This is a genomic window from Alteracholeplasma palmae J233, assembly GCF_000968055.1.
GTDB lineage: Bacteria > Bacillota_I > Bacilli_A > Acholeplasmatales > Acholeplasmataceae > Alteracholeplasma > Alteracholeplasma palmae.
On record NC_022538.1, the window covers coordinates 1,546,946 to 1,554,229 of the forward strand.

The 7,284-nt window shown below is 29.2% G+C and carries 8 protein-coding genes and 1 other annotated feature; all 8 genes read right to left on the reverse strand.

Features of this window, described 5'->3' with window-relative positions; translation table 11 throughout:
* Positions 1–107 precede the first annotated feature (107 nt).
* The gene (asnS, locus tag BN854_RS07310; RefSeq protein WP_030003894.1) at positions 108–1,499 is read right to left on the reverse strand and encodes an asparagine--tRNA ligase; all 1,392 of its coding nucleotides are present in this window, start codon (positions 1,497–1,499) and stop codon (positions 108–110) included.
* A gap of 47 nt (positions 1,500–1,546) precedes the next feature.
* Positions 1,547–1,762: a binding site (T-box leader), on the reverse strand.
* A 39-nt stretch (positions 1,763–1,801) separates the two neighbouring features.
* Complete coding sequence (locus BN854_RS07315) at positions 1,802–2,461, reverse strand: TIGR00266 family protein (protein ID WP_030003895.1); 660 nt, start codon at positions 2,459–2,461, stop codon at positions 1,802–1,804.
* Entirely contained in the window at positions 2,451–3,599 is a 1,149-nt protein-coding gene (locus BN854_RS07320) for a DNA recombination protein RmuC (RefSeq protein WP_030003896.1), read from the reverse strand. Before BN854_RS07320 ends, BN854_RS07315 begins: the two co-directional genes overlap by 11 nt.
* Positions 3,600–3,617: 18 nt before the next feature.
* Positions 3,618–4,457: a hypothetical protein gene (locus BN854_RS07325; RefSeq protein ID WP_030003897.1), complete on the reverse strand. Its 840-nt coding sequence runs from the start codon at positions 4,455–4,457 to the stop codon at positions 3,618–3,620.
* Between the two features lie 101 nt (positions 4,458–4,558).
* Positions 4,559–5,176: an RNA-binding cell elongation regulator Jag/EloR gene (gene jag / locus BN854_RS07330; protein WP_030003898.1), complete on the reverse strand. Its 618-nt coding sequence runs from the start codon at positions 5,174–5,176 to the stop codon at positions 4,559–4,561.
* Between the two features lie 16 nt (positions 5,177–5,192).
* Complete coding sequence (locus BN854_RS07520; protein WP_030003899.1) at positions 5,193–6,665, reverse strand: YidC/Oxa1 family membrane protein insertase; 1,473 nt, start codon at positions 6,663–6,665, stop codon at positions 5,193–5,195.
* Between the two features lie 2 nt (positions 6,666–6,667).
* A complete protein-coding gene (gene rnpA / locus BN854_RS07340; protein WP_030003900.1) occupies positions 6,668–7,018 on the reverse strand; it encodes a ribonuclease P protein component in 351 nt (116 codons plus the stop codon).
* A 61-nt stretch (positions 7,019–7,079) separates the two neighbouring features.
* Entirely contained in the window at positions 7,080–7,214 is a 135-nt protein-coding gene (rpmH, locus tag BN854_RS07345) for a 50S ribosomal protein L34 (protein ID WP_030003901.1), read from the reverse strand.
* Between the last annotated feature and the right edge of the window lie 70 nt (positions 7,215–7,284).

Sequence of the window (7,284 nt, forward strand, 5' to 3'; positions counted from 1 at the left end):
CCCTTTTATATTTATTATACTTATTTTTTAATATAATTCAAACATATCTATTAAAGATGCTCTTTCTAATTTATTAAAAAAAAGAAAATCAAATGATTTTCTCTTAATTAAAATTCTAAATTATTTGGCGTTCTAGGGAATGCTATTACATCTCTAATATTTTCAACACCTGTTAAATACATTAATAATCTTTCAAATCCTAAACCAAATCCTGAATGAACACATCCACCGTATCTTCTTAAGTCTAAATACCAGTCTAGATCTTTTGTTGGGACATGTAATTCTTCCATTCTTTTAACTAGTAATTCTAGGTTTTCTTCTCTTTGAGATCCACCTATTAATTCACCACTTCCTGGAACTAATAAATCCATAGCAGCAACCGTCTTATTATCTTCATTTAATTTCATATAAAAGGCTTTGATTTCTTTTGGCCAATCAGTTACGAAAACTGGTCCATTAAAGTGTTTTTCTGTTAAGAACTTCTCATGTTCAGTTGCTAAATCTTCACCATGTTTTGGCATGTTTTCAAATTTAACTTTACTGTTAATTAAAATATCAATTGCTTCTTTATGAGTGATACGTACAAAGGATGCGTCTTTAACTAAGTTAAGTCTTTCTAATAAACCTGGTTCAACAAATTTATCAAAGAATACCATTTCTTCTTTTGCTTTTGTTGTTACATAGTTAATAATAAATTTAACCATTTCTTCTGCTATGTCCATATTAACTTCTAGATTAGCAAAAGCCATTTCTGGTTCTATCATCCAAAATTCTGATGCGTGTCTTTGTGTATTTGAATTTTCTGCTCTAAAAGTTGGTCCGAATGTATAGATATTTCTAAAGGCCATCGCAAAAGCTTCACCTTCTAATTGTCCTGTAACAGTTAAGTTAGCTCTTTTTCCAAAGAAATCTTTTTTATAATCAATATTTCCATCTTCATCTTTTGGTAATTTATCTAAGTTTAAGGTTGTTACTTGGAACATTTGTCCAGCTCCTTCACCATCGTTTGCTGTTAAAAGAGGTGTATGAGCATAGACGAAGTCTTTATTTTGGAAGAATTCATGAATAGCTGCTGCTGCTAAACTTCTTACTCTAAAGACTGCACTAAATAGATTAGTTCTAAATCTTAAGTGTGCTACTTCTCTTAAAAATTCTCTTGTGTGTCTTTTAGGTTGAATTGGATAATCTTCTTCTGAATCTCCTAATAAAATAACTTTAGTTGCTTTCACTTCAAATGGTTGTTTAGCATTAGGCGTTAAAAGTAGTGTTCCTACAACTTCTACTGATGATCCTATTCTTATTTTTTGAATGTTTTTATAGTTTTCTGTTGTTTGTTCTTCATAAACAACTTGAATATTTTCAAAAAATGTTCCATCATTTAAGTTGATAAATCCGAATTCTTTTTGAGCACGATGATTTCTTACCCATCCATGTAAAACAATTTCTTTATTTTCAAAAGTATTGGTTTCTTTATAAATTTTTCTAACTGTTGTTTCCATTTTTTTCTCCTTTTATAATAAAAATAAAAGCCCTTAAGATATAAAATCCTAAGGGCGTTAAATGACGCGGTACCACCTTATTTTCTAGTTTAAAACTAGCTTTAAATTCTTTAACGCAGAAGATACGGATAGTTCTACTCGCTAGTGCTTTCTTCTATCTCTCATAAGTGTTTTTCATTTATCCTGTTTTCTAACTTTTCACCCTCTGCTAGATCTCTTTTTAAAACATAAAATAAATTACTTCTCTTAATCATTGATTTACTCTATTATATGAAAGTTATGACAAATTGTCAATATATCCTTTATTTTACAAATAAATTAGTCAATCTAAATGCTGGCATTGTTTGAAGATATACTTTTCCAGGTCCTGTTAATACTGTATTAAAGAACCCTTCACCACCTAATAAACTGTTTTTAATACCCCCAACAGATACTAACTCCATAGAAACAGTTGAGTCCATTGCTGCTACATAACCAGTGCTTACTACTAGTTTTTCTCCTGGTTCTAGTTCTTTTTCTATACATGAACCATCTATTTCTAAAAAGGCAGTTCCCTCTCCAGTAAGCTTTTGCATAATAAATCCTTCACCGCCAAAAAATCCTGTTCCAAATTTTTTTCTAAAATGAATAGATAATTCTACACTTGATTCAGCCCCTAAAAAGGCTCCTTTTTGCATAATAAATGGTTTTTCTTTTGTTATCTGGATTGGAATAATTGAGCCTGGTAAACTACTTGAAAGAGAGATACTTCCATCTTGTTTTTTAGCTGTATAATAATTTAAAAATAAACTTTCTCCACTAAACATTCTACCTAAAACTTTTGAAACTCCGCCACCTTTAGTTTCAAGTTCGATATTACTTGTCATCCATGACATACCACCAGCTTCTGTGATAATTGTTTCGCCTGGTTCTAACTCTATAGTGACAACTGGTAGTTGGCCGCCTTCTATTTTATATTTCATTTTTTTCTTCCTCTTTTTCTTCATCAAAAGACACACCATATGTCTTTTCAAATTTATCAATAATTTTATTTGTTGTTATATCCATATCTTTTACTTTATTATTTAAAGTTTCATTTACTCTTTTAACATCATTCCATCTAGTATCTAGTCGTTTAAATTCTTCTCCTAATTTTTCGATTTCTTTAATGACTTTTTCAATATGCTTACTTCTTTTTAAGTCTTTGGTTGCTATTTGTAGGGTTGTTAACATATAGATTAAGGTAGACGGTGATGTCAACCATACATTTTGTTTTTGAGCATATAAGATTAGTTCTTCAAAGTTAGCGTTTATTTCCAAGAATATTGCTTCTGAAGGAATAAACATGAGTGCATATTTACTTGTTTCTCCAACAATAATATACTTTTTTGAAATATCATCTATATGTTTTTTAACATCTATTTTAAACTGTCTGTTAGCTTGTGCTCTATCTGTTTCTAAAAGGCTCTTATCCATCATTCTCTTATAGTTTTCAAGAGGAAACTTAGAGTCTATTGGAATATCTCCTTGGTCTTCTGGCATCACTAATACAGCATCTACAATAAGTTTATTAGACAGTTTCTTTTGTTTAATAAACAACTCTTCATTATTACCAAAAACATTTTCTAGTAAATGATAAAGTTGGGTTTCTCCAAATATCCCTCTTATTTTTTTATCTGATAATAAATCATTTAATGAGATAACATCATTTGATAAAGCTTCAATCTTCTTTTGTGTTGTATTAATAACTGTTAATTGTTCAATCACTTTAGTAAAGATATCTTGAGTACTTTCAAATCCTTTGGTTAATCTTTGTTCTACTTTAGTATTAATCGAATCAATGTTTTTATCAATTGAGGTAAATAGTTTATCTTTAAAATCTACTAATTCTTTAGTGTTTTTAAGTGTAGAATCAGAAAATAGTTTATTGAGTTCTTCTTTTAATTTAAAACTTTGCGTTTGAATTTCACTTGTTGTCTTATATAAAGTTGCTTGTTGTTCCTGCTTAAAGTCATAGATTTGATCATTTCCATTCGTATTTTTGTTCTTACTTATTTTAAAAAGACTTACTATCACAAGAACAATTAAAATACCTAATAATGCTATAATGATATATTCCATTTTTTTGTCTCCTCTAAATTATTCAAAATAATATATATGTTGAACATTGTCAATCGTTTCGGTATAGAAAAACATGCGGGTATCTTTAGATAAGATCAAATCGTTAATCGATGTAATAAAGCCATCATCATTTAAAGTCAGATGGTTTTGAGTTTGAAAAAGACGACTAACTAAATCAGAACAATAATATTTAAACTTAGTATCTAAGAAAAATAAATAATTATATACTGCTTTTTTATCTACTAATTTTTGTCCTTCTTCTATGACTTCATCAATTTGTTTATCTGTAATATTGTTTACTCTTAAACCAATAAATTTTTTTCTATAGCTTGCCCCGTAATACGGATATGAAGGGTCATATGTTGATCTATAATTAGAATCAAAAAAGTAATTACTTGAATAATCTACAGTTTGAGTATAATCATGTTCTGGGTTATTACCGTCATGGGTAATCAGTTCTAATAAAGATGCATTACCAAAACCAGCGACTTCTAATAATTGGTTAGAATCAGTTACTAGTGCAGCATGCCCACCAAAATAATATGAAACAAAGCTATGGATCAATCCTTTTTCTGGAAATGGAGATTCTTGTGTTACTAAAATATCTCCTTTTTGACCCACTTTTTTCTTAGTTGAATCAGAAAAAGAAGGCTTTTCTCCTTCTGGTGTTTCACGTGGAACATAGTATATGATTGTCTGACCATTTTCTTCTGTTCTTGTCTTTTCAACCATTTGGCTTTTAAACTCTTTTATAATTTGATTTACTTTCATATTCTCATATGTTGCGATACCAAAACTATAAGATAATCCGCCAAGGGCTATATATATTAAGAACTTTAATATTTTTTTTATTTTCATATTTATATTATACCAAAATTTAAATAGTTATTGTTTCTATAGTTACCTTTATACTTTTAATTTTATTAAAAAAAATGACCCTTAAAAAGGATCATCTTCATTTATTTTTTTAATTTAATAACTAAGCGTCGGTTTTCGCCTTCGCCTCTAGATTCAGTTTCAACATCTCGCCAATCACTTAATTTTGAATGAACGACTCTTCTGTCAAATGAACTCATTGGTTCTAGAACAACTTCTTTTTTAGTTTGAATAACTCTTTTAGCTGTTTTAGTAGCTAAAATTTCTAGTTGTTTTTTTCTGTTTTCATTATAATTACCAATATCTAAAGTAACTCTAATAGGACTTTCTGTGTATGTACTTAAATATGATCTTAGAATAGTTTGTAATGAAAGTAAGGTTTTCCCTTCTTTACCAATTAAAAGTGCGTTATGTTCACTTTCAATACGGTAATAGAATTCATTGCCATTTAAAGATCTCATTTCCATTTTAGTTTCTATTTCTAATGCACTTAAAATATCATCTAGATATTTTTTTCCTTCAGTAGCTAAATCAATATCAACTTCTGCTAAATATAAGGTGCTTGCTCCTATACCTAAGATGCCTTTTTTTTCTTTTAAGACAGTTAGTTTGATTTTATCTACAGAAACTCTTAGAGCTTCAGTAGCTTTTTTATGAGCATCTGATAAAGTTTTAGCCTCAAATTCTATTTTTTTAAACATGGACTTTATCTCCCTTTTAGATTATTTCTTGTTTACGTTTTGAATACTTCTTTTCAGATCTTTTTCTGTTAAGCATTGTTTGACCAATTGCGTACATATTACCAATAATCCAGTATAATGCTAATCCATTATTTGTAGTTGATGCAAATACCATGAATACAATCATAATGATATTAACCATTTTCATTGTTTGTTCAGTTTGTTTTGCTTGAGCTGTTTGTGCTTGAGGGCTCTTTTTAGCATAACTTGGTTTTTTAGTTGAAAGTCTATTTAAGAAGAACATTGAAACCCCAACGATTGCTGCTAAGATATATGATGCAATATCTCCACCAACTGTTAAGTCAATAATTCCCATAAACTTAAATTTAGTAATGTTATCTGAGAACATTCCTCCAGAAACAACAACACGGTTAACTACTTGGTACATTGCGATAAATAAAGGCATTTGTAATAAAGGCATGAAACAGCCTAACATATTTACCTTGTATTTCTTCATGATTTTCATTGTTTCCATTTGCATCTTTTGTTGAGATGCTGGATCTTTTTTCAATGCATATTTAGCTTTTACTCTATCTAATTCTGGTTGAGCAAGTGACATATTAATTGATAAGTCATTTGTTTTAGAATAGATTGGCCATGCAAGTGTTCTTACTATAATAGTAGCAAAAATAATTCCCCATCCGAAGCTTCCTCCAAATGATAACGTACTCATTAAGAATCCAATTGGAATAATTAATAAGAAATTCCAGATATATGTAAAGAATCCATATTCAATTTTTGATGGCATTTGAATAGGTGTTTTATTATTACTTGGTCTATATGTATATACATTATGTTCAATTGTTTTTCCATCTATTGTAAGTTTGATTGAAGAAAACTCTTGTTTTTTACTTTGAAAATTTGTAGCATCAACAGTTACTTTTTCATCTTCTGCAGAAACAACTTCTGATGTATTACCTAAAATTGTATTTAATGATAAGTTTTTTAATGAGTAATCATTAGCAACCAAATTAAGAAGACTATCTCTTACTTCATTTTGTTGTTTAACTAATACTGCATTCTTTTCTTCATCAGTTCCTGATTCTAAATCTTTTGTTTGATAATAGTTAAGATTGATTGCTCTGATATTTGTATCATCATTCTTTTTAGCAACAAAGTAGCTTGATTTATAATCTTTCGCATTTTTACCACTACCTAAAGAAATTGTAACGGTTACTTTTGTGACATCAGATGCTTGAGCTTCTAAATCAAATGATGCTGTTAAATTTTTTTCTTGTCTAACATAATATTCATCTTTACCTCTATGGTATAAAACAAATATTTTGTAATCGTTGCTAGTAATATTACTCTTTTCTGGTGTTTGATCGTATAATACTGTTTCTCCTTGAACAACTACAGAAACAACTTCTTCTTTAGATCCACATGCCGCAAGAATAAACACTAACGTTGTTACTATAAATAAAGCAAAAACTTTTTTTATATGACGCATGCTTAATTCCTTTCTTGGCTAGTAATTTGAGCCTTTGACATTAAAGCTAGAATATTAACTTTAATTTGATTATATTCGAGTTCGCTTGCTTTAGGCTTAATGACAATAATAAAATCGGTCTTTAGGTCAATAGTAGAAGCAGTTTCGCTTACGATCATCCTAATTCTTCTTTTTATTAAGTTTCTTTCATGTGCTTTACCATATTTTTTTCCTATAGAAAGCGCATATCTGAAATAGTCATATCCGTTGTCTTTTTTTTTATATATGACAAAGTAAGGATTGCCTACTGATTTTTTAATTTTGAAAACCGCATCTATTTCGCTTGTTTTTTTAATACTATGTTTTCTTTTCATTTGCCTAAAAATAAAGGACTACCAAAAAAAGATTTATTTTTACTGGTAGTCCTGGTTATATTTATACAGTTAATTGAGCGCGACCTTTTGCTCTGCGACGTGCTATTACTTTACGTCCACTAGCAGTTGCCATACGTGCTCTGAAGCCATGAGTCTTTTGACGCTTACGCTTATTTGGTTGGTATGTTCTTTTCACAATAAAACCGCCTTTCTTGCGAAACTATGCTTTTTAATTATATCGGTTTATTATTCATTTGTCAATTACA